Source organism: Kineosporia sp. NBRC 101677, from assembly GCF_030269265.1.
GTDB classification, from domain to species: Bacteria; Actinomycetota; Actinomycetes; order Actinomycetales; family Kineosporiaceae; genus Kineosporia; species Kineosporia rhizophila.
The window spans coordinates 38,514-60,955 of record NZ_BSTA01000001.1; the positions used below are offsets into that span (position 1 = coordinate 38,514).

At 71.1% G+C, this 22,442-nt stretch carries 23 protein-coding genes; 9 read left to right on the plus strand and 14 right to left on the minus strand.

Features of this window, described 5'->3' with window-relative positions; all coding sequences use genetic code 11:
* Positions 1-245: 245 nt before the first annotated feature.
* From QSK18_RS00180 to QSK18_RS00210, 7 genes are all read right to left on the minus strand, one after another.
* Positions 246-1,709: an alkaline phosphatase family protein gene (locus QSK18_RS00180; protein WP_285616234.1), complete on the minus strand. Its 1,464-nt coding sequence runs from the start codon at positions 1,707-1,709 to the stop codon at positions 246-248.
* A 126-nt stretch (positions 1,710-1,835) separates the two neighbouring features.
* Positions 1,836-2,015 (minus strand): hypothetical protein, encoded by a 180-nt coding sequence (locus tag QSK18_RS00185; protein WP_232811428.1) that lies wholly within the window; start codon positions 2,013-2,015, stop codon positions 1,836-1,838.
* A 120-nt stretch (positions 2,016-2,135) separates the two neighbouring features.
* Positions 2,136-2,513 carry a WhiB family transcriptional regulator gene (locus tag QSK18_RS00190; RefSeq protein WP_408623280.1) on the minus strand — a complete coding sequence of 126 codons (378 nt, stop codon included), beginning with the start codon at positions 2,511-2,513 and terminating at the stop codon, positions 2,136-2,138.
* A 92-nt stretch (positions 2,514-2,605) separates the two neighbouring features.
* Positions 2,606-2,878 carry a hypothetical protein gene (locus QSK18_RS00195; RefSeq protein ID WP_232811427.1) on the minus strand — a complete coding sequence of 91 codons (273 nt, stop codon included), beginning with the start codon at positions 2,876-2,878 and terminating at the stop codon, positions 2,606-2,608.
* A gap of 299 nt (positions 2,879-3,177) precedes the next feature.
* Positions 3,178-3,825 carry a hypothetical protein gene (locus tag QSK18_RS00200; protein WP_232811426.1) on the minus strand — a complete coding sequence of 216 codons (648 nt, stop codon included), beginning with the start codon at positions 3,823-3,825 and terminating at the stop codon, positions 3,178-3,180.
* Complete coding sequence (locus tag QSK18_RS00205; RefSeq protein WP_285616236.1) at positions 3,825-6,434, minus strand: FtsK/SpoIIIE domain-containing protein; 2,610 nt, start codon at positions 6,432-6,434, stop codon at positions 3,825-3,827. The genes QSK18_RS00200 and QSK18_RS00205 overlap by 1 nt, the downstream gene beginning before the upstream one ends.
* A gap of 82 nt (positions 6,435-6,516) precedes the next feature.
* Entirely contained in the window at positions 6,517-8,652 is a 2,136-nt protein-coding gene (locus QSK18_RS00210) for an ATP-dependent DNA helicase UvrD2 (RefSeq protein ID WP_285616237.1), read from the minus strand.
* Positions 8,653-8,751: 99 nt separating this feature from the next.
* On the opposite strand from QSK18_RS00210, the gene QSK18_RS00215 reads away from it, so the two are divergent.
* Positions 8,752-9,012 carry a mycoredoxin gene (locus QSK18_RS00215; RefSeq protein ID WP_232811423.1) on the plus strand — a complete coding sequence of 87 codons (261 nt, stop codon included), beginning with the start codon at positions 8,752-8,754 and terminating at the stop codon, positions 9,010-9,012.
* A gap of 184 nt (positions 9,013-9,196) precedes the next feature.
* Positions 9,197-9,652, plus strand: a complete 456-nt coding sequence (locus QSK18_RS00220; protein WP_232811422.1) for a nucleoside/nucleotide kinase family protein — start codon at positions 9,197-9,199, stop codon at positions 9,650-9,652.
* A gap of 68 nt (positions 9,653-9,720) precedes the next feature.
* Here the strand turns inward: QSK18_RS00220 and nudC are convergent, their stop codons facing one another.
* Positions 9,721-10,635 carry an NAD(+) diphosphatase gene (nudC, locus tag QSK18_RS00225; RefSeq protein ID WP_285616238.1) on the minus strand — a complete coding sequence of 305 codons (915 nt, stop codon included), beginning with the start codon at positions 10,633-10,635 and terminating at the stop codon, positions 9,721-9,723.
* Between the two features lie 39 nt (positions 10,636-10,674).
* Between nudC and QSK18_RS00230 the strand changes: the two genes are divergently transcribed.
* The 6 genes from QSK18_RS00230 to QSK18_RS00255 all read left to right on the plus strand — a co-directional run bounded on the left by QSK18_RS00230 (position 10,675) and on the right by QSK18_RS00255 (position 16,014).
* A complete protein-coding gene (locus tag QSK18_RS00230; RefSeq protein WP_232811420.1) occupies positions 10,675-11,586 on the plus strand; it encodes a phosphotransferase in 912 nt (303 codons plus the stop codon).
* On the plus strand, positions 11,570-12,484 hold the full coding sequence (locus QSK18_RS00235) for an endonuclease/exonuclease/phosphatase family protein (RefSeq protein ID WP_285616239.1): 915 nt from the start codon (positions 11,570-11,572) through the stop codon (positions 12,482-12,484). The genes QSK18_RS00230 and QSK18_RS00235 overlap by 17 nt, the downstream gene beginning before the upstream one ends.
* 85 nt (positions 12,485-12,569) lie before the next feature.
* A complete protein-coding gene (galE, locus tag QSK18_RS00240; protein ID WP_232811418.1) occupies positions 12,570-13,544 on the plus strand; it encodes a UDP-glucose 4-epimerase GalE in 975 nt (324 codons plus the stop codon).
* A gap of 192 nt (positions 13,545-13,736) precedes the next feature.
* Entirely contained in the window at positions 13,737-14,180 is a 444-nt protein-coding gene (locus tag QSK18_RS00245) for a CoA-binding protein (protein WP_232811417.1), read from the plus strand.
* Entirely contained in the window at positions 14,177-15,607 is a 1,431-nt protein-coding gene (locus tag QSK18_RS00250; protein ID WP_285616240.1) for an LCP family protein, read from the plus strand. The genes QSK18_RS00245 and QSK18_RS00250 overlap by 4 nt, the downstream gene beginning before the upstream one ends.
* Complete coding sequence (locus tag QSK18_RS00255; RefSeq protein ID WP_232811415.1) at positions 15,604-16,014, plus strand: RidA family protein; 411 nt, start codon at positions 15,604-15,606, stop codon at positions 16,012-16,014. The genes QSK18_RS00250 and QSK18_RS00255 overlap by 4 nt, the downstream gene beginning before the upstream one ends.
* A 370-nt stretch (positions 16,015-16,384) precedes the next feature.
* Here the strand turns inward: QSK18_RS00255 and QSK18_RS00260 are convergent, their stop codons facing one another.
* The 3 genes from QSK18_RS00260 to QSK18_RS00270 all read right to left on the minus strand — a co-directional run bounded on the left by QSK18_RS00260 (position 16,385) and on the right by QSK18_RS00270 (position 19,001).
* A complete protein-coding gene (locus tag QSK18_RS00260; RefSeq protein WP_269810165.1) occupies positions 16,385-16,513 on the minus strand; it encodes a hypothetical protein in 129 nt (42 codons plus the stop codon).
* A gap of 674 nt (positions 16,514-17,187) precedes the next feature.
* Entirely contained in the window at positions 17,188-17,763 is a 576-nt protein-coding gene (gene purE / locus QSK18_RS00265; RefSeq protein WP_232811414.1) for a 5-(carboxyamino)imidazole ribonucleotide mutase, read from the minus strand.
* A 14-nt stretch (positions 17,764-17,777) separates the two neighbouring features.
* A complete protein-coding gene (locus QSK18_RS00270) occupies positions 17,778-19,001 on the minus strand; it encodes a 5-(carboxyamino)imidazole ribonucleotide synthase (protein WP_232811413.1) in 1,224 nt (407 codons plus the stop codon).
* 356 nt (positions 19,002-19,357) lie between these two features.
* Here QSK18_RS00270 and QSK18_RS00275 point away from each other — a divergent pair, with 356 nt between their 5' ends.
* Positions 19,358-19,978, plus strand: coding sequence for a GtrA family protein (locus QSK18_RS00275; RefSeq protein ID WP_232811412.1), 621 nt, complete (start codon positions 19,358-19,360; stop codon positions 19,976-19,978).
* Here QSK18_RS00275 and QSK18_RS00280 read toward each other — a convergent pair.
* From QSK18_RS00280 to QSK18_RS00290, 3 genes are read right to left on the minus strand one after another with little or no spacing between them, the layout of a single operon-like run.
* Positions 19,965-20,942: an adenylate/guanylate cyclase domain-containing protein gene (locus tag QSK18_RS00280; RefSeq protein ID WP_232811411.1), complete on the minus strand. Its 978-nt coding sequence runs from the start codon at positions 20,940-20,942 to the stop codon at positions 19,965-19,967. The two genes, QSK18_RS00275 and QSK18_RS00280, sit on opposite strands and share 14 nt — an antisense overlap.
* On the minus strand, positions 20,939-21,544 hold the full coding sequence (locus QSK18_RS00285; RefSeq protein ID WP_285616244.1) for a PH domain-containing protein: 606 nt from the start codon (positions 21,542-21,544) through the stop codon (positions 20,939-20,941). The genes QSK18_RS00280 and QSK18_RS00285 overlap by 4 nt, the downstream gene beginning before the upstream one ends.
* A 7-nt stretch (positions 21,545-21,551) precedes the next feature.
* Entirely contained in the window at positions 21,552-22,400 is an 849-nt protein-coding gene (locus QSK18_RS00290) for a biotin--[acetyl-CoA-carboxylase] ligase (RefSeq protein WP_232811409.1), read from the minus strand.
* Positions 22,401-22,442 lie beyond the last annotated feature (42 nt).

Genomic DNA, 22,442 nt, shown 5'->3' on the forward strand with positions numbered 1-22,442 from the left:
TTACCGGCAGCACCCAACAGCACCCGGCCGCACCACCAACCCTTACAGCACTCCCGCCGGGCCGAGATCGCCGCTCCCACCCCGAGGTAGGAGCGGCGCGGCCGCTCACCGCAGCGGCCCCGCCTTACTGCAGCGACCGCAGATTCAGGCGTGCCTAATACACAACCGGTTTTCCACTGAACCTGATCAGGTCATTCACCTGGCATTTTCACGGATAACCACAAAAGCAGGACCGGATCGACCGTTCACCTCACGTTCAGGTAGACGAAGCCGGGTCCTTCGTCGCGGTAGGTGACTCCCGCTCGCTCACAGACATCGGCCAGAGCGCTCTTCCACGAACCGGTGACCGCCTCGTCCGCCTTCTCGAAGCCGTGGTCGGCGGTGAGCAGGAAGGTGACCTGTTCGCGCAGGCCCAGCGAGTCGAGGTGGGTCAGGAACACGCCCAGCCGCCGGTCCGCATCGCGCAGGCTGTCCCGGGCGATCGGTGAGCGCGGCCCACCGGCATGATGCCCCGCGTCGGTGACCACCGTGGCCCACCAGGTCAGGACCGGCGCAGCCGTGGGATCGGCCCATTCCTGCAGCACCTGGTTCAGGCCGGAGTCGTCGACCTGGGTGGCCCAGCGGAAGTAGTGGTCGGCCAGATGGCGCGACTCGCCCAGATACGGGCTCTGCTCAGCCGGGGGTAAGAGGGCCGAGACCGGACCGTCGTGTGCGACCTCCCGCAACAGCTGCATGGTCGAGACCGTGGCCCCGCGATCCACTGCCTCATTGATGCAGACACTGCGCGCCTCAGGCCGGGCGGCAGTCAGCATCTCGAACACCGTAGACACGTCGGGCCGGAGCCACTCGGCGCTTCGATGCCAGGTGCTTTCGTCGTTGGCGTTGATCCGCTCGCCCCTCGCCCGGTCGTAGAACACGTTGCCCAGGATTCCGTGACGCCCAGGCTCGACCCCGGTCAGCGCCGAGGTGTGGTTGCACAACGTCACGCTGGGGAATTCGGCCACGGCTCCGCCGGTCAGCGCCAACCCGTCACCCAGCAGTGAGGCCACGGCCGGGAGCTCACCGGCGGAAGCCAACGCCAGCAGATCTGAGCAGTGCGCCCCGTCCCACAGCAGCCCGACCACGAAACGTCCCCGCGACTCGCCCGTGGGGTAGGCCGTTCCGTCGAGACCGTTCGGCACCGGAACCCCGGCGAGCTCGAGCAACGTGGGGGCCACGTCGACAACCCGTACATACTCCGGAATCAGACCCCGACCGCTCACCCCGGCGCCGGAGAGCAGAAAGGGCGCTCGGGACTGGATGACGTCCAGCGAACCATGCTCTCCCCGGTGCCCGCCGGTCTCGGGGAAGTAGTGCGAGGGCGTATGCACGACCACTACGTCCGGGCTGCGGTCGGCATCGGCAAAGAACGAAAACAGCCGGCGGGCAGGTTCGGGATAGGCGTTGCGCCGGTTCTCCGGTGAGGGTTCTGCACACTCCGACTCGTAGGGAAGGAAGGCCAGCGGGTCGGTGTGGGCCACCGGATCGACGCCGGTGACCACCTCGTGCCGCTCCCCCGCGCGCAGCCGGACCACGCCGTGCTGCCCGTGCACCATGACCGCCCGCTGCCCGTCGGCGTCTTCGATCGGATAGGCGACGAGATCGACGACGGCGGCCAACTCGGGCGAAGTCAGGGTGGCCGCGATGGCGGCCGGAACGGTGTCGCTCATGACGGCGACCCTAGGACAGCCGAAGTGGGGGCTGACCACCCCCTCCGATGGTCAGCCCCCACTCAGTCCGAAACGCTAGTCAGAGCCCTGACGTTGCGTCCCAGATACATCTTTGGACAAAGAATCTCAGCCCGTGACCGCCTGACGGGCGGTTGCCCGCGCCGGGGTCACCTTGGTCCACAGTCCTCGGCGGGTCCGGCGGTTCGCCCGTCGCACCACGGAGGCCCATCGTTCGTCGGCCGCGAGGCGCTGGGCCTCGGCGTGTTGCATTTTGATCAGTTCGAAGTTGTACAGGTTGGCGTGCACGGCATTTCCCCTCAAGAACGAAAATCAAGCATTGGTTGGTGATTTCGACAGTTCGGTGGCCAGGTGCCGGAGGGGTGTCACGCGGTGGTGGCGGGTGACCGCCTGATCCGCCGGAGCAGATCAGGCAGCCACCACGACCTTCCGCGGCCGGCCCCGGGGACGCTTGCGCGCGACGATCACGCCGGCGACGAAGAGTTCCCCACCCCAGACCCCCCACGGCTCATGCCGTTCCAGGGCCCCGGCCAGGCATTCCTGACGCACCGGGCAGTCGTGGCACAGTGCCTTGGCGTGCTCCACATCCGTCGGAGACTCGGCGAACCAGAGCTCCGCGTCGAACACCCGGCATGGCATCTCGGTGGAGGTCGGGTCGACCTCTTCCACCAAGGCGTCGAGCAAGGCGGTGAGCTGCACGGGTTTCATCCCCCTCGGGTTGTTCTCCCGGGTCGAGCCGGGAGCTGTTTCATTTCTCGTCGGTACAGGAACGGGAAGATCTCTCATCACTGACCTGAAAATCCTTGCCAGACAACGAAAAAGCCGTGGACCCGAATCGGGGTCCACGGCTTTTGGCGAGGCCGGAAAGGGCTTGGTGCCTATCCGGAGCCATCGCTGGCCAGAGACCCGTAACGGGGCTTGGAGAAGTCGGAGTTCGGGCGCACAGTCGTCGGACGACCGGCCTCGGCGGCGGCAAAGCCACTCCTGGCGCGATCCCAGCCAGTGGCGGCCAGCAGGCACACTCCACCCAAGGAAGGCTGGAGGGTGACCCCGACGCGATACCGGCCGACGCCCAGGGGGGAGCCCATGAACGGGTTGCCCGAGGCGGTGGTGACGGTCGTGCTACGCATCTCGATAGTCATCGTGTTCACGTCTCCGCCACCTCCATTCATCTCGGGCCGGCCTTCTTCAGGCCGAGCCGCTGGGCTCTGGTCGCCAGTGCGGCGACAACGTGTTGAGAGTAGACGCCCCCGCGCCCGAGGGACAACGTATTTAACGGCGAATACTGCGTGCCGCCCACCCGAACGGTCCAGCGGAACAGGCGTTCCCGTTGTCCCACAAGATCTTTGGGTAAATGAAAAAAGTTTGCGAGTGCATCGTGCTGCCCAGGGCAGAACGCCGAAGCCCGCGTTTGACTGAGCGGTCGTTCAGCCGCCGGAAACGGCGGGACTCAGCGATCCAGGAGCACAAGGATTCCGAACAGCACCGGCAACGCACCGAAACACAGCAGCAGGCCCATCCGGGTGGGCAGCGCGGCCACCGGCACGTCCGGATCGCGCGCCTTGTTGCCCTGCCGCAGCACCAGCGAGGCCGCCACGAACCCGAGCAGCGGCACGATCACGCCGTAGCGCAGGAAGTCCGGGTTGTTGCCGGTGGTGGCGAATCCGACGAACTGCACCACCATGATCACCAGAGCCGTGACTCCGTAGACCAGCAGGCCGCGTAGGCCGGCGCCGGTGCGCGGCAGCAGGTTCGGCTCCAGGGCCCGGTTGATCGCGTCGGTACCGTCCCGCTCGGCCGCGTCGTACAGCTGGGCCACCCGGGAGAGCTCGGTCTGGGGTTCGACGTGCCCTTCCGGACGCGGTGCCGGACCGGCCGGGAACTTGAACCCGGCCTTCTGGGCGAACGCGGTCAGCCCCCGGCGCTGGGTGTCCAGCTTGGCGTGCAGGTCGTCGGCGTGCTCGGACATCTCGGCGGCGCCCTCACGGATACCCGCCGTGCGCGCGTTCTCCTGAGCCCGCACCTCGTCCAGCCGACGGGCGTACTCGGCGTAGTCGGCCCAGCCCCGGGAGGGCACCGGCCCCGGCAGAGACTCCATCAGGCGTACTCCTCGCTGTAGCGCCCGGGTGACACGAACGGCACGATCAGATCGTCCTTGTCCTCGTGCCGGTCGATGAACAGGGCCCGGTTGTGCCGGGGCTGCCACTGCAGGTGCACCCGGCCGATCAGCGAGCCCACCTCGTTGCCCTTCACGTTCAGCGCGACGATCCCGGCCACGTCGTCCTTCCCGGACAGGCCCAGGTCGTCGCTGAGCCGGCGGACCCCGCGCCACCAGCCGAACACGTGCACACCCCAGCCCGGCCCCTCGCGCAGGATCGTGCGGAAGTCCTCGAGCGGGGCGCGGCCCCGGCCCTCCTTCTGCTTCAGCGTGGAAGAGGCCGCGTCGGCGCCGTAGACGAACAGGTACTCCGGATGGTCGCGGTCGCCGGAGCCGCGGGCCGCCAGCTTCTGCACCAGTTCCTTGTACTGGGTGAGGGTGAGCATGGTGACCTCGTGGCCCTGGGCGTGCAGCCGCTGCCTCAGCGCCCAGACCTCGTCCTCGGCCGTGCCGACCAGGCTGACCAGGTGGAAGGTGGCGCTGCCGGGCTGGTGCTGGCGGGCCAGGCTGGTGGCGGCCGAGGTAAGCACGTCGGCCCCGACCAGCGAGGTGCCGAGCACGCCCAGGTGCCGGCCCGGCGAGGAGTCGAGCGCGAAACCGGCCACGTTCAGCCCCACGTCGACCTGCCGGCCGACCGCGACCACCTTGCGCCGGCCCCCGCGCGAGGGAATCCGGGCATCGTCCACCGAGTACTCCGCGTATCCCTTGAACACCGTGGGCGGCTTGGACCCGGGGGTGCGCATCTCGTACATCCGGTGCCGCAGCGTGTACAGGCTGGCCGGGTCGGCGAAGGGGAACCGGGCCCGGCGGTTGGCGCTGGCCACCCCGGCCGCGTGGTTCAGGACGACCTGACCGGTCGGCAGCGCGGAGGCCGCGTCGTTGTTCAGGCCCAGGATGCCGCCCCCGCCGGAGAGCGCCACCCGCATCCCGAACTGCCCGAAGATCGAGGTGCCCTTGGTGAACAGCGCCTCGATGCCGGAGATCGACTGACTCGCCATGATCAGGTGGATGCCGTAGGAACGACCCTTGCGGGCCACCTCCTCGAGCAGCCGAACGGCCTGCTTGGCGGTGTCGTCGTTGCCCTGGAACAGCACGTGGAACTCGTCGATCACGGCGAGGATGCGCGGCATCGCCACGTCGGCCCGGGCGCTGCGCAGCGCGCTCAGGCTGGTGACCCCGGCCTTCTTCATCTCCGAGGCGCGGCGGCTCATCTCGCGCACCAGCTCGGCCAGGACGGCCACCCCGTACTCCCGGTCGGACTCCTCACCCACGGTGCGGGCGTGCGGCACCCAGGTCGGGTCGTTGTCGGTCGGGATGAACTCCGCGAACGACACGCCCTCCTTGAAGTCGAGCAGGTAGAGCGCCAGTTCGTCGGGCGAGTAGCGGGCGGCCAGGCCGTACAGCACGTCGAGCAGGAACACCGTCTTGCCGGAGCCGGTGCGCCCGGCCACCAGCCAGTGCGGGGTGGAGTCGTGGAGCGAGACGTCGGCGCTGCCCCGGCCGACCCGGCCGACCGTGGTGGTCAGCCCGTTCACCGAGGAGCCCTGCCACAACCGCTCGGGCAGCAGGGAGGCGAACGTCAGGGCGCTGTCCGCCTCGGTCTTCGTGGCGATCCGGCGGCAGAGTTCCTCGATCAGGTCCGGCGGGGGCGCCGGGTCGAGCGTGACCGGGGCGTTGAGGGCGCGGCCGTCGGCCCCGAAGGTCTCGCCCGGCGGGTCGCCCACCCGGAAGTGGCCGCGGGCCGCCGGATCGGCGGTGATCAGCGTGGTCCGCTCGAGGCCGGGTTCCCAGGCCGAGCGGGTCTGGCTGGGATAGCCGGCCAGCAGCAGGTGCACCCGGGCGGCCGGCCCGGCGTGGGCCAGCGCAGCGATCCGGGCCAGGTCGTTGCGGGTGCAGTTGGCGGGCAGCGCGGCGGCCACGATCACCAGCACGTCGGGAGACGTCTCGGTGCCGGCCTGCACGGCGTGCACCTGCTGCTCGGCCTCGGCCAGCAACTCGCGCAACTGCTCGGCCTCGCTCACCGGGCGGTTCATCACGCCGGCCTGGATGAGCGCATGGAAGGGGGCCAACGGCGCCCCCAGCGCGCCGCCGTCGACCGCCAGGATGCGCAGCTGACCGGCCGGGAAGGCGGCCACGAGCCGCGTGATGATACTGCGCAGGAGACCGGCCACGGCGGGGTCGCGGGCGTCGGCCTCGAGTGCGATGTGCCCGACCCCGACGAACGGCACCACGACCGGGAACCCCACTCCGGGCAGGGGTTGCGCGTCGGCCACCCGGATCATCGTCGGCTCACCGGGCCGGGCCGCGCGCTCCAGCGGGAAGCGCTGTTCCCCGACCACCTGCCAGGGAGCGCCCAGCCACTGCGGGGCGGCCTCGGCGGCGGCGCGTTCCAGCCGGGCCGCGAGCGCGGTCTGCTGCTGGGCCGACTCGGCGCTGTGGGTGGAGTCGGCCTCCAGCCGGTCGAGGCGCTCACGGACCGCCTCGAGCAGACCCCAGGCCTCGAGGTGCGTCTTCACCGAACGCTCGAACAGGGCCTTCGCGCTGACCACCGAGAGATCCTCCGAAAAGCGACCGATGCGTCACCGACCACGATAGGTGGTCAGGACGCCACCATCCTATGGAGACGGGCCTCTATGGGGATTCCAGGTCCATTCCCGGCAGAGGCCGGCCGGCCAGCACGGCCAGCACGTCGTCGCCGAACCGCTGGAGTTTGGACGCCCCCACTCCCGGTACGACGGCCAGCTGTCCGGGTTCGCTCGGGTTGGCTTCGGCGATGGCCATCAGCGTGGCGTCGGTGAAGATGACGTAGGGCGGCATACGGGCGGCCTCGGCCGCGGCGGTACGCCAGTCGCGCAGCCGTTGCAGCACCTCGTCGTCGTACCCCGCCGGGCAGGACGAGCAACGCCCCACCTTGCGTTCCACCGCGCTGGTCAGCGCCCGGTTGCAGATCTTGCAGAGCGCCGGCGGACGTTGCGTTGGAGGACGGGACTCGCGCACCTTGGGCACGCGACGCTCCGCGGCAACGCTCTGCCCGCTGTCGACGAAGAGGCCGTCGAGGAAGCGCGAAGGGTTGCGGGAGGCCCGGCCCCCGGGGTTGCGCGAACGGGCCCAGGACAGGTGCAGGTGCTCACGGGCGCGGGTGATGCCGACGTAGAACAGCCGACGTTCCTCTTCCACCGCGTCCCAGTTCTCGGCGAACGAGATCGGCATCAGCCCTTCGGACAGGCCGATCAGGAAGACCGCGTCCCACTCCAGGCCCTTGGCCGCGTGCAGCGAGGCCAGCGTGACCCCCTCGACCGAGGGCGCGTGCTGCGCCGAGGCCCGCTCGTCCAGTTCGGCGACCAGGTCGGACAGGGTGGCCTGGGGGCGGGTGGCGGCCAGGTCGTCGGCGAGCGCGGCCAGCGCCTGCAGCGACTCCCAGCGCTCGCGTACCCCGCCCGCCTGCACCCCGGCGGGCGCCTTCGGCGTCCAACCACAGTGCGAAAGGACGTCTCTGGTCGCCTCTGGCAGGGTTCCCTCACCCAGGCCGCCGCGGGCGGCCCCCCGGATCAGCATGACCGCCTCGCGCACCTCCTTGCGCGCGAAGAACCGCTCCCCGCCGCGCAACTGGTACGGCAGCCCGGCGTCGGCCAGCGCCTGTTCCATCTGCTCAGACTGCGAGTTCGTGCGGAAGAGCACGGCGATCTCCCGGGCGCGCACCCCGTCTTCCAGGAGCCCGGAGACCTGCTTGGCGATCGCCGCGGCCTCAGCGCTGTCGTCGTCGTGAACGGTCAGCCGGGGCGCTGGACCGGAGGGGCGCTGGGAGCGCAGTTCCAGCGGGGCCGGGCCCGAGGTCTTCACCCGGCGGGCCAGCAGTCGGTTGGCCAGCGACACGATCTGCGGGGTGGAGCGGTAGTCGCGGACCAGCCGGACGACGGTGGCGTCCGGGTAGAGCTGCGGGAACTTCATCAGGTGCTCGGGGCTGGCCCCGGTGAAGGAGTAGATGGTCTGGCTCGGGTCGCCGACCACGCACAGCTCCTTGCGGTCGCCCAGCCACTGGTTGAGCAGGCGCTGCTGGAGGGCGGAGACGTCCTGGTACTCGTCCACCACGAAGTGCCGGTACTGCGCGCGTACCTCGTTGGCCACGTTGGGGTGGCTCTCGATGATGCCGGACATCAGCAGCAGGACGTCCTCGAAGTCGATCACTCCGCGGTCGGTCTTGGTGTCCTCGTAGACCGAGATCAGCCTGGACACCGCCTCGATGGGGAAGCCGCCCGGTTCGCCCCGGCCGGCCGCACGCGCCGCCTTGATGTAGCTCTCCGGGGTGAGCAGCGAGACCTTGGACCACTCGATCTCGGCGGCCAGGTCACGTACAGACGTGCGGTCGACCGTCAGGCGCAGCCGGGCCGCCGCGTCGGCCACCATCCGCGCCTTGTGCTCCAGGAGTTCCGGCGGCCGCCCGCCGATCACCCGGGGGAAGAAGTAGCCGAGCTGGCGCAGGGCGGCGGCGTGGAAGGTACGCGCCTGCACTCCCCCTACGCCGAGCTGCCGTAGGCGGGTGCGCATCTCTCCCGCCGCACGGGCGGTGAAGGTGACGGCCAGGACGTGCTGGGGTACGTAGACGCCGGCGTGCACGCCGTAGGCGATGCGATGGGTGATCGCCCGGGTCTTGCCGGTGCCGGCCCCGGCCAGCACACAGACCGGGCCGCGCACGGCCAGGGCGACCTCGCGCTGCTCCGGGTCCAGCCCGGCCAGCATGCCGTCGGCACCAAGGGCAGGGGTGGTCATCGGGGCATCCTCTCAGGTGCCCCGCACCGGCCGGGAACACAGCCCGATGGCACGATGTTGAACGCTCGACGAGTTCGACCGACCTGAAGGATGGTCTCGATGGACGCCCCGGCCCCCGGCACGATCACCATGTTCAGCACCACCTGGTGCGGCTACTGCAAGCGGCTCAAGAGCCAGCTGCAGCGCGAGGGCATCGGGTTCACCGAGGTGAACATCGAGGAGGTCCCGGACGCCGCCGACTACGTGATGTCGGTGAACAACGGCAACCAGACCGTGCCCACCGTGGTCTTCCCGGACGGCACCGCCGCCACCAACCCGTCGCTGGCCGAGGTCAAGTCCCGGCTCGGCGCCGCGGTCTGAACCGCTGACTCCGCGAGAACTGGCCACCCGGGTCGCCCAGCAGCTGATCGCGCTGCTGGGCGAGTCCGGGACCGAGCGCCCGCGGCTGCGGCTGGGCGTCGACGGCCCGGTCGAACAGGACACCCGCGCGCTGGCCGACCAGATCGCCGCGGCGCTGGCCGAGCAGGCCGTGCCGGTGGCCCGGGTGAGCGCCCGGGACTTCCTGCGGGGTCGTTCGGTGCGCCTGGAGTACGGCCACGACGACCCTGACGCGGTGTACGACCTTTGGTACGACTTCCCGGCGCTGCGCCGCGAGGTGCTGGACGCCTTGCTGCCGCAGGGGCGGCACACCTGGCTGCCCAAGCTGCGTGATCCCGACACCGACCGGTCGGTGAAGGTTGCCCCGCAGCCGGCTCCCCCGGGCACGGTCGCCGTGGTGGACGGTCGTTTTCTCACCCGTAAGGACGTCCGTGAGGGCTTCGACCTGCTGGTTCACCTGGACGTGTCGTCCGGTGCCTTAGGACGCCGGTTGCCGGCCGAGGAGGCCGGGCGCGTCTCGGGTGCCTGGTCGCGTTATCTCGACCAGGACGACCCGGCCGGGCACGCCGATCTGGTGGTCCGCTTCGACCATCCGGACCGGCCCGCCCTGAGAACACCCTGACGTTCGTCCCCACCCACCCGAGGTGACCTTCGGGCACCGAGGCCCACGAGCGTCCTCAAGAAGCCCTTTCACCAGCCGGCCGGGTCGTCGGGGATCGGGCCGCCGAACCAGTCCTCGATCAGCCGCCGGGCGATCGAGACGGCGGGCGGCAGGACCAGGTTCCCGGCCTTGATGTCGGCCTGCAGCTCTTCCCGGCTCCACCAGCGGGCGTCGTCGATCTCCACCTCGTCCACCCGGATCTCGGTGGACAGCGCCTCGCCCCGGAAGCCCAGCATCAGCGACGACGGGAACGGCCAGGGCTGGCTGCCCCGGTACTGCACCGCACCCACCACCACACCCGACTCTTCTGCTACTTCCCGGCGCACCGCGTCCTCCAGCGACTCGCCCGGCTCGACGAAGCCCGCCAGGGTCGAGTAGCGATGCTCCGGCCAGGCGGCCTGCCGGCCCAGCAGCACCCGATCGTCGGCACCGACCACGGTCATGATCACCGCCGGATCCGTGCGGGGGTAGTGCTCGCGGTTGCACACCGGGCACAGCCGCACCCAGCCGCCCTGCACCACATCGGTGCCGGCGCCGCAGTTCGCGCAGTGGGTGTGGAAACGGTGCCAGGCGATCAGCGCGACCGCGGTGGTGAAGATGCCCGCGCCCGTGTCGTCGAGCAGGGCGCCCATCTCGCGCAGCGAGGCCCAGCGCACTCCCTCGGGGGTAGGCGGCCGCTCGGCGATCGACAGCGCGAGATACCCCCGGCCCTCGCCGTCTACCCCCAGAAAGAAGTACGGGGACTCGGTTTTCAGCCCACTGACCGAGTTCGCGGCCCAGAGCTGCAGGGTGGGCTGCGCGGAGACCGCGGTCTCGCCCTCGTGGAACAACGCGACCAGGGTGCGGGGGTCGGCGAGCAGGGTCTCGATCAGCTGCGGATCGGAGCGGCGGACGGCCGCCCGGTCGAGCGTCGAACGGGACAGGGCAAGACGCTCCAGTGGCATAGCGGCACCCTAATCGGGTTCTGCGGTTACGGTTACCTGGTGCCTGCTCGATCACCGCTCGCCCTGGCCGCGCTCGCCTCCGCCGCCGTCAACGGCCTGGAGCCGATGCGCACCCAGACCCTCGACGCGACCGCCGACGACGTCGACACCGCCCTCATCGAGGACAATCTGAGCCGGCACTGGGTGGTGCGCGCCCCCCGGAACAACGTGGCCGGCATGCGGCTGGATGCCGAGTCCGAGCTGGTCGGCCGGCTGCGCTCGTGGCTGCCCTTCGGCCTGCCCGAGGCCGAGGGGGTGGCCCCGCTGCGCAACGGGGGCCGGGCCCTGGTGCACCGCAAGCTGCCGGGCCGGCCGATCCGCCCGCTCGAGCTGCTGCACCGCCCCACGCTGGCGGCCTCCTACGGAGAGGCGATCGCGGCCATCCACAACCTGCCCACCCGGCTGGTGGAGGAGGCCGGGCTGCCGGTGTACACGGCCGAGGAGTACCGGTTCCGGCGGCTGGCCGAGCTGGACCGGGTGGCCGCCACCGGGCTCACCCCGGTGCGGTTGCTGACCCGCTGGGAACACGCGGTGGAGGAGGTCGGGGCCTGGCGCTTCGTGCCCTGTGTAGTGCACGGCGACCTGGCCGGCGACAACGTGCTGGCCGAGGGTGAGGCGGTGACCGGGGTGATGGAGTGGTCCGAGACCCGGGTCGCGGATCCCGCGGACGACCTGGCCTGGGTGTCGATCGGGGCGACCGAGCCGGCGATGGCCCCGGTGTTCGAGGCCTACCTGAAGGCGCGGGGCGAGGCGGCCGACGCCGACCTGCGCCGGCGGGCCCGGCTGTCCGGCGAGTTCGCGATCGCCCGCTGGCTGCTGCACGGGGTGCACACCGACGACTCGGCGATCGTCGACGACGCGGTGCAGATGCTGGCCGACCTGGAGGCCGGGGTCGGTGACGAGTCCTGGTGAGAGCGCGCGCTTGCGTCTGGGCTCGCTGAACCTGTTCTCCGGGCGCAGTTCCCGGGGCGTGATGGCCGGGCCGCAGGCGCTGGCCGAGGCCGTGCGCACGCTCGACGTGGACGTGCTCGCAGGTCAGGAGGTCGACTCCGGGCAGCCGCGTTCGGGCGGGGCCAACCAGGCGGCCCAGATCGCCCAGGCGATGAACGCTCCGTACGCACGCTTTGCTGCCACGGTGCTCGGCACGCCCGGCGAGCCCGGGTGGACGGGGGTCACCGAAAACGTGCTTACAGACGTCGGTGCGCCTCCGGGTCGGGAAGTCTCCCCTCACGTAGGTGGAGACGTTTCTGGAAGCCAGGCCACCGACGTCCGTAGATCTGACTCGTCAGCCGGACCCGCCTACGGGGTGTGTCTGGTGTCGCGCATCGAGGTCGAGCGTTGGCACGAATTGCGGCTGCCCCCTTCGCGCGGGCGCTTCCCATTGGTCGTGCCGGGCCGTCCTGCGCGCATGATGTGGCTGCGTGACGAGCCTCGGGTGGCCCTGGCCGCCCAGTTGGCCACGGGGGTCACGGTGGTCTGCACCCACCTGTCGTTCGTGCCCGGGGTGAACGTGCGTCAACTGCGGCAGATCCGGCGCTGGCTGGAAGGGCTGCAACTGCCGGCTCCCGGTCGGCCGGTGATCGTGATGGGAGACCTGAACATGCCCCCGATGCCGGCCCGCCGGGCCACCGGATGGCACCCCCTGGTCAGCGGTCCCACCTTCCCCGCGCTTCGGCCCGGAGTGCAGCTCGACCATGTGCTCGGCGCCGGTCTGCCTCCGGGGGTGAGTGCCAGCGGCGAGCTCGTACCCGACCTTCCGGTGGGCGACCATCGTGCCGTTCGGGTGGCTCTCGACCTCCGCACGCGCTAGTTTCGCCCGATCAGGGCCGGTTTGGCCGGGTACCCCGGGACCTCCCGCGATCTTGCCCGCCGATCCGGTGAGTAGGGTTGCCGATATGACATGGCTTGTGACCGGTGGCGCCGGGTACATCGGCGCGCACATCGCCCGCTGCCTCGAGGAGTCCGGGCGGTCCGTGGCCGTCCTGGACGACCTCTCGACCGGTATCCGGGGTTTCGTCGGCTCCGGCACGCGGTTCCACCAGGGCTCGATCCTGGACGCCGAGGTGCTGCGGGCGGCCCTGACCGAGACCGACGGCTCGCCGATCACCGGCGTGATCCACTGCGCGGGCTTCAAGTACGCGGGCGAGTCGGTGAAGCGCCCGCTGCACACCTACACCCAGAACGTGCAGGGCACCCAGCACCTGCTCGAGGTGATGGCCGAGGTCGGCGTCAAGAACATCGTGTTCTCCTCCAGCGCCGGGGTGTACGGCACGCCGGACGTCGACCTGGTCACCGAGAGCACCGCCACCACGCCCGAATCCCCCTACGGGGAGAGCAAGCTCATCGGTGAGTGGCTGCTGCGGAACGTGGGCCGGGTCTCCGACCTCACCCACACCTCGCTGCGCTACTTCAACGTGGTCGGTTCCGGGCACCCGGACATCTACGACGTGAGCCCGCACAACCTGTTCCCGCTGGTGATGAAAACCCTCACCGACGGCGGCATCCCGAAGGTGCGGGGCAACGACTACCCCACCCCCGACGGGTCCTGCGTGCGCGACTACGTGCACGTGCAGGACATCGCCCTGGCCCACGTCGCGGCGGCCGCCCGGATGGAGGCCGGCCAGCCGATCGAGCGGGTCTACAACCTGGGCAGCGGCAGCGGCGCCTCGGTGCTCGAGATCATGACCGCGGTCGCCAAGGTCACCGGAATCGCCTTCGAGCCGGAGATTCTCGACCGGCGTCCGGGCGACCCGGCGAAGATCGTGGCCGACGGCCAGCTGGCCCGGCGCGACCTGGAATGGGACACCCGGCACAGCCTGGAGGACATGGTCTCCTCGGCCTGGGCCGCCTGGCAGGCCGCGGTCAAGTAGCACCTGGTCGCGGGGCGGGCCCGGCCTTTGCCGGCCGGTCCGCCCCCGCCCGGTCCGCCCCCGCTGCCACCGTCAGCATGTACCCCTACACCCCAGGTTCCGCTGGGTAGCGAACTTTTCACGCACCGTCCGCTTTTCCGGTTCCTTCCCGCCCGACGGCAAATTGTCGGTGCCGCAGGGCAGACTGTGTCCATGGAAACCGGTACGCCGAGGGCACACCGCAACGATCCCGGGGTGGTGCAGCGCCTGCTCACCACCCCCGCCACCTGGGCCGTGGTCGGGCTGTCGAGCAACACCAGCCGCCCCGCCCACAGCGTGGCGAGGTACGTGCAGAACCTCGGCATGCGCATCGTGCCGGTGCACCACAACGCCGACACGGTGCACGGCGCCAAGGGCTACCGCACCCTGGCCGAGGCCACCGCCGCCGAGGGCCCGATCGACGTGGTCGACCTGTTCGTCCACAGCCGCTGGGTCGGTGAGGTGGTCGACGAGGCGATCGCGATCGGTGCCAAGGCGGTCTGGCTCCAGCTCGGCGTGGTCGACGAGGCCGCGGCGGCCCGCGCCCGGGCGGCCGGTCTGCAGGTCGTGATGGACACGTGCCCCGCGATCGAGGCACCCCGGCTGGGCGTGGCATGAGCAACGACGATCCCCGCCGGGGCCGTGGCGGTAACAACAACGAAGACGATGCGGTCCAGTTCTGGTCGCCCGAGGAGGCCGCCGGGCGGCCCGCGCGTAGCGGCCGTCCGCAGTCGTCCCAGTCTTCTCAGTCGTCCCAGTCCGCCTGGCCGGAAGAAGAGGACCAGGTCGGCGACATGTACCGGCAGCACGGCGGAGCTGATCCGAACGCGCAGTACGGGCAGCACGTCGACGAGCGCGACGAGCCCTACGGCGTGAGCGGCTACGGGCAGTACGGCGCGGGGTCGGGCGGGCGGGGCACCGACGGCCGTCCTTCCGGGCGGGGCCCGGCCGGTCCTGGGGGCCCGGGTAGGCCCGGCGGGCCCGGCGGGCCCGGTGGGCCCGGTGGTCCCGGTGGTCCGGGGCGGCCGCCGTCGGTGCGGCCGAGCGGGCGCCAGTTGCCCCGGCCGCGGGTCAAGCTGGTCGTGCTGGTGCTCGTCGGCCTGCTCATCGCCTATCCGATCATCCTCGGCTTCACCGCCTGGAGCAGTCTGAACCGGGTCGACGCGGTGGGCCCGGCGCACGAGGGCTCCAAGCTGGAGGAGACGTCGGGGCGCACCTATCTGGTGGTCGGCAGCGACTCCCGCGAGAACCTGAGCGACGAGGAGAAGAAAGACCTGGGCACCGGCTCGGCGGCCGGGCAGCGCACCGACACGATCATGCTGCTGCACGTGCCGGACGGCGACGGCCCCACCGTGCTGATCAGCGTGCCGCGCGACTCCTACGTGCCGATCCCGGGCCACGACAGCAACAAGATCAACGCGGCCTACGCCATCGGTGGCCCCACCCTGCTGATCAAGACCCTCGAAGAGGTCGGCGGCGTGAAGGTCGACGACTACGTCGAGACCGGTCTGGGCGGCTTCGCCGACATCGTCAACGCGATCGGCGGGGTCGAGCTGTGCCCCAAGCGCGCGATGAAGGATGCGAAGGCGCACATCAACCTGAAGAAGGGCTGCCAGGACATGGACGGCAAGACCGCCCTCGGCTACGCCCGCGCCCGCTACAGCGACCCCCGCGGCGACCTGGGCCGGGTCGAGCGCCAGCGCGAGACCCTGGCCGCCATCGCCAAGAAGACCCTCTCGCCCGGCACCCTGATCCAGCCCTGGCGCGCGATCCCGGCCGCCAAGGCCGGCGGCGGCGCGCTCACCGTCGACGAGTCCACCGGGCCGATCGCGCTGACCAAGTTCGTGCTCGCCATGCGCGCGGTCTCGGGCAGCGACGGCCTGTCCATGACGGTGCCGATCGGCAACCCGGACTTCCGCGTGGGCGGGATGTCGGCGGTGAAGTGGGACACCGAGAAGGCGCTGCAGATGTTCGAGGCGCTGAAGAACGACGACACCGAGGTGCTGCGGGCCATGGCCGAGGAGCAGAAGAAACAGGCGAAATGACCGCACGTGCAGTCAGTCTGATCCGGTCGGGCACGCTGTCCGACGTGGCCGAGTACGCCTACGCCGCCACCGCCCCGGCCGATGCCCGCCTGATCTTCCTGGCCGGCGCCTGCCCCCTGGCCGAAGACGGCTCCACAGTCGGCCCGGGCGACTATGCGGCCCAGGCCGCGCAGTGCATGGCCAACCTGCGCACTGCACTGGCCGACGCCGGCGCCGACCTGGAAGACGTGATCAGCACCCGGGTCCTGGTCGCCTCCACCTCCCAGGCCGACCTGGTGACGGCCTGGCAGGTGGTCCGCGACGAGTTCAGCCCGCACGATCCGCCCAGCACCCTGGTGGGCGTCACCGTGCTCGGCTACACCGACCAGCTGGTCGAGGTGGAAGCCGTCGCCGCCGTTCTCGACTGAGCCGGATCCACGAAGCCCTCCCCAGGTCCGCGGCCAAGCCCAAGGGCTGGCCGGACCTGGGTGCGCACCGAGCTTCCGATCGGCCGTTCTCCCAGACCAGCTGATGCCGGAATCGGTTGAGGCTTACGAGGGCCAGGGTTTCCGGATAGGCCGGGCGCCACGCTCTGGGCAGGCTCACCGATGATGCCGGGAACGAGTGGGACTCGGACGCACCCACCTCCGACGTGCCGGGCTTCGGGCGCACCCACCCCAGACACACCCCCCGCCTCGAGATCCCGGGCGGGCGTACCACCTCGTTGGAGCCGCACGAACTGGACGATGAGTACTTCATGCTCCGGGTGCGCACCGACAGCGGTCCCGGCACCGGCGATCACACCGAGCTCCATGCTCGCCGGGTGCTGAACGGGCCCGGGGCCAGGTAGGGAGCGCCGGCCTGGCCGGGCGCCTGATGGGAGTTCTGGGCGTTGGCCGGCTGGTCCTCGCCCAGCGGTTCCTCCACCGGTTTTTGGACGGCGAATCTGGCGACACGCGTCCGCAGAGCGTGCCGGACTTGGCGTGACCGGGGTTGGCGTGCCCCAGCTTGGCGTGAGGGCTTGGCGTGCCCCGGCTTGGCGTGAGGGCTTGGCGTGCCCCGGCTTCGCGTGACCGGGCTTCGCGTGACCAGCTTGGCGTGACCAGCTTGACGTGCCCCGGCTTCGCGTGACCGGGCTTCGTGTGCCCCGGGCTTCGTGTGCCCCGGGCTTCGCGTGCCCCGGGCTTCGCGTGACCAGCTTGGCGTGCCCCGGCTTGGCGTGACCGGGCTTCGTGTGCCCCGGGCTTCGCGTGACCAGCTTGGCGTGCCCCGGCTTGGCGTGCCCGGGCTTCGCGTGAACCGGGCTCCGCGTGACCGGGCTTCGTGTGCCCGGGCTTCGTGTGACCAGCTTGGCGTGACCCAGCTTGGCGTGACCCAGCTTGGCGTGCCCGGGCTTCGCGTGCCCCGGGCTCCGCGTGCCCCGGGCTCCGCGTGCCCCGGGCTCCGCGTGCCCCGGGCTCCGCGTGCCCCGGGCTCCGCGTGCCCCGGGCTCCGCGTGAACCGGGCTCCGCGTGAACCGGGCTCCACGTGAACCGGCTTGGCGTGACCGGGCTGGGCGTGCCGGGCTTGGCCCAGCCGGTCGGGACCGGCTGGGCCCGGTCTCAGCCGGCTGTGAAACCCGTGGCGGGACGGGCCGCCGCTTCGGCGGCCGGGGTGACACCGGCGTCCTTTGTTCTGGCCCTAAGCTTTTCGCCCTTTGCAGTGGCCACGTCGCGCAGGCTGCCGGCGAAGTCGACCAGTGCGCTGCGCAGGCCCGCCGCGAATTCGCCTTCCCCGGCCGAGAGGATGCGCACGGCGAGGAGGCCGGCGTTGCGGGCGCCGCCGATCGACACCGTGGCCACCGGCACCCCCGCGGGCATCTGCACGATGGACAGCAGCGAGTCCATCCCGTCCAGGTACTTCAGCGGAACGGGCACGCCGATCACCGGCAGGGGGGTGACGCTGGCCAGCATGCCGGGCAGGTGGGCGGCGCCGCCCGCGCCTGCGATGATCACGCGCAGCCCGCGCTCATGCGCTGCGGCTCCGTACGAGATCATCTCCTGCGGCATCCGGTGGGCCGAGACCACGTCGGCCTCGTACGGCACGCTGAACTCCTCCAGCGCCAGGGCCGCGGCCTCCATGGTCGGCCAGTCCGAGTCCGAGCCCATCACCAGGCCGACCAGGGGCTTGCTGCTCATTACCGATTCCTCGCTCACTCGTCGATGTCGCCGCGGATGAAGGCGGCTGCGTGCCGGGCGCGGGCCAGGCAGTCGTCCAGGTCGTCGCCGCAGACGGTGACGTGCCCGACCTTGCGGCCGAGCCGGACCTCCTTGGCGTACATGTGCACCTTCACGCCGGGGTCGTGGGCCATCACGTGCAGGTAGCTGCGGTAGAGGTCGGCGTACTCGCCGCCGAGCACGTTGACCATCACGGTCCACCGGGAGCGGGCCCGGACCTCACCCAGCGGCAGGTCCAGCACCGCGCGCAGGTGCTGCTCGAACTGGCTGGTCACGGCGCCGTCGATGGTCCAGTGGCCGGAGTTGTGCGGGCGCATGGCCAGCTCGTTGACCAGGACCCGGCCGTCCTCGGTCTGGAACATCTCGACCGCCAGCACCCCGACCACGCCGAGCTCGCCGGCGATCCGCAGGCCCACGCTGGTGGCCTCGGCGGCCTGCTCCTCGGTCAGGTTCGGCGCCGGGGCGATCACCTCGTGGCAGATGCCGTCCTTCTGCGTGCTCTCCACCACCGGCCAGGCGGCGGCCTGACCGGAGGGGCTGCGCGCGATCAGCGCCGCGAGCTCGCGGGTGAAGGCCACCTTCTCTTCAGCCAGGAGCCCGTCCGGGCCGGCCGCTTCGAGCCACTGCTTCGCTGTCTCGGCCGTCTTCTCGGACAGCACCAGGACGCCCTTGCCGTCGTATCCCCCACGCGGGGTCTTCAGCACCACGCTGGGCACGGTCTCGCCGAACGCCGCCAGCTCTTCCCACGTGTGCACCTGGGCCCAGCGGGGGCTGGGCAGGCCGAGCTCGGTCAGCTTCCGGCGCATGGCCAGCTTGTCCTGCGCAAAAGCGAGCGCCGCGGGGCCGGGGCGCACGGGGACGCCGTCGGCCACCAGCTTTTCGAGGATCGCGCCGGGGACGTGCTCGTGCTCGAACGTGAGCACGTCGCACTGCGCCGCGAAGTCGGCGACGGTGGCCAGGTCGCGGTGGTCGCCGACCGGAGCCTCGTGAATGGCCAGGGCCGCGCTGCTGGTCTCCGACTCGGCCAGCACGCGCAGCCGGACGCCCATGGCGACGGCCGGGGGCTGCATCATCCGGGCCAGCTGACCGCCGCCGATCACACCGACGGTGGGAAACCCGCCGGGGATGGGGTCGGCCGCAGTGAGCGGGGTAAGACGGACAGTGCCGAAGGGGGCTGCGGCGCCGTCTGGTGCCGGCACGCCGGAAGAATCAGGTGAAGTGGAGACCACGGCGGTCAGCGTAACGATTGGCGAGGTCAGTACCGGCGTCGACCGGGCAGGCGGGCGAGCTGAGCCGGTTCCGCCTGCGCGCTGCACCCGGCTCAACCTTCCGGAAATCGGGACGTGTCTCCCCGGTGGGGGTACCGCCCGGAGCCGGAGGCGTTGGGGGAGGGTGGGCTTTGGGCGCAGGCCAGACATATGGGGAGAGGGTCGCCCACAGGAACGAGTGCTGCCCGGAGGGGCCTGATCACCGCCGGTCAGACCCTGCCTCCAGCCGCGTCGGCCCTGCCGGTTGCGTTGGGCGATCCTCAGGTACCCGTGGCACTGTTAGGCCAATGTCCGCCGATACCGCCCTCTTCACCCGGCTGCGCCGCTCGGTCGATCTCCTCTACCGAGAGGTCATGAAGTTCGGCGCGGTCGGCGGCGTGGCCTTCGTGGTCGACACCGGCGTTTTCAACCTGCTCCTGCACAGCGCCGTCGGCGAGGCGGTCGGCCTGGACCACAAGCCGCTCACCGCCAAGACCATCTCGGTCCTGGTCGCCACCGTGGTCTCCTGGCTGGGCAACCGCTACTGGACCTTCCGGCACCGCCGCCGCGCCTCCGTGCGCCGCGAGTTCGTGCTGTTCGGCGTGATGAACGGGGCCGGCCTGGCGATCGCCCTGGCCTGCCTGGGCTTCTCCCGCTACATCCTCGACCTCGACTCGCCGCTGGCCGACAACATCTCGGGCAACGTGATCGGCCTGGCGCTCGGCACGCTGTTCCGGTTCTGGGCCTACCGCACGTTCGTGTTCACCCACGACCACCAGCACCCGGCCGACGACCTGACACCCCCGGGAACGCCGGAGGCGATCGCCGAGGACCTCGCCGAGGAGCACGACCGGGCTGCCCACCGGGGCGGCGAGACCGACCTGCGCCCGACCGCGCTGCCCGGCACCGACGTCCTCAATCGACCTTGATCAGCTGCTGGCTGATGCCCATCGGCGCCACCAGCAACGGCTGCACCTGACCGAAACCGCGCACCAGGCGGGGACGCTGGGCGACCAGCTCGATGCCCGGGTGGTCCTCCAGGGTCTTGGCCGTGCCCGGGTCGGTGACCACCGTGCCCGGCTCGGCCAGCGACGTGAGCCGGCTGGCCAGGTTCACCGTGGTGCCGTACACGTCGCCCAGGCTGCGCAGCACCGGGCCGTGCACCATGCCCACCCGCACGTCGGGCACCAGGTCGTCGTCGGCCATCCGGGCCGAGATCGACAGCGCGATCAGCGCGGCCCGCTTGGCGTCCTGGGCGATGAACAGCACCTCGTCGCCCACCGTCTTGATCACCCGCCCACCGCCCGCGGTGACCACGTCCGACGCCAGCCCCTCGAAGCGCTGGACCAGCCGGGACAGCTCACGGCGGGGCAGCCGGCGGGAGAGCCGGGTGTAGGCGACCAGGTCGGCGAAGCACACTGTGACCGCGTCGGCCGGGCGCCCCGAAGAGGCGTCGATCCGGCTGATCGCCGCGACCAGCTGCCGGCGGAACGAGTAGACCAGCAGCTCCTCCAGCTCGGGAGTGAGCTGCTCGATCAGCTTCAGCGGGTTGTCCGGCTGACCGCTCGGGCTGCGGCTGGCCAGGTACTCCAGCAGCGCGTCGATCTGCCACGACACCAGCCGGTCGGTGGTCTGGCCCAGGGCGCGGGCGCAGGCGATCGCCGTCTCCTCGTCGATCAGATCGTGCCGGACCAGGCCGACCGCCCGCTCCAGCGCACGGCCGTCGGTCTCGTTGAACGCCACCTCGTCGTCGTCCACGCCGGGGAAGCCCAGGGCCCGCCAGAGCTTGCGGGCCGACAGCAGCGAGACGCCGACCCGCTTGGCGACCTCCCGGCGGCGCAGCGTCCAGGGGCCACCCAGCAGGGCGGAGGTGAACTCCTCGCGGTCGCTCACCGGCGGCGCCGGGGGTCTTCCGGGGTGTCGGACGCGGCTGCGTCCCGGGTGCCCCGGTACTGGTACTCGTCGCCGAACGCCTCGTCCAGGTTGCGCGCGACCGACTCGTCGAGCGGGCCGCCCCGCACCCCGCGCAGGTCGTCGGCCAGCTCGTAGAGCGAGCGCTGCACCAGCTCGACCTTGGGGATGTCGGTGAGCAGCAGCGGGCCGCCGTCGCTGGCGTTCTCCACCTTCAGCGTGCCGCAGCCGAGCATCCGCTCGAACAGGCTGTGCTCGAACGACACCTCGTTCAGCCGGGACAGCGGCATGTCGTGCCCGGAGCGGTTGAACACGCCGCGCCGCAGGATCAGCCGCTTGGTGGTGAGCACGTAGATCTCGTTCCACCAGACCAGCACCGGCCAGAGCACCCAGCGCAGCGCCGCCACCAGGCCCACCCCGGCGGCGACCAGGGTGACCAGGGTCTGATCGAGCAGGAAGCTCGCGCCGATCAGCGCGAGGATCAGGGCCAGCAGCAGGATCGGCCAGGCGATGACCTTGACGTGTCGCCGTAGGACGAGGACGAGTTCCTCGTCGTCGGCCAGCAGTTGCGGTGGGAAGCCCATGCCCTGATCATGCCGTTTCCGGGTTGCGGATGTGCACCACGTCGCCTGCGGACAACGCCTGGGACGAACCGTCGGCCAGCCGCAGCAGCAGCCGGCCGTTGTCGTCCACCCCGTCGGCCAGGCCGGTGCGGGAGATGCCGCCGGGCAGGTCGGCCCGCACGTCCAGACCGATCGTGGAGCAGCGTTCGCGGTAGGTGGCGGCCAGGCCGGCCACGCCCTCCTGCTCGAACTCGGCCAGCCGGCCGGCCAGGGCGCGCAGCACGGCCCGCAGCACGGTGTCCCGGTCGGTGGTGGCCGAGCCGGCCAGCCCCAGCGAGGTGGCGGTGGGCACGGGCAGTTCGTCGGTGCTCTGGCTGACGTTGAGCCCGATCCCGATCACCACCGCGTCGCCGACGACCTCGGACAGGATGCCCGCCACCTTCAGCCGGTCGCCCGCGTAGCCGTTGGCGACCCCGGCGGGCAGCAGCACGTCGTTCGGCCACTTCAGGGTGGCCGGGAGCCCGCAGACGCGGATCAGGGCGTCGGTGACCGCGATCCCGCTGACCAGGTTCAGCCAGCTCCAGGTCTCCACCGGCGCGGTGGGCCGCACCAGCACCGAGAAGGTGAGCGCAGACCTGGGGGGCACCGACCAGACCCGGCCCAGCCGCCCTCGTCCCTGGTTCTGACTGTCGGCGACCAGCACGGCTCCGGCCGGCTCGCCCGCCCGGGCCCGCTCGAGGAGGTCGGCATTGGTGGAACCGGTCTCGGTGACCACGTCGACCGAGCGCCACGCCTGCGGCCCGGAGGTCAGCGCCGCGCGCAGCGCCGCCTGCCGCAGGGGCGGGCGTTCGAGGTCTTCCCAGGCACCGGTCGGCATGCGGAAAGGATAGGACCGTTGTGACCTGCGTCCCGATCCGGG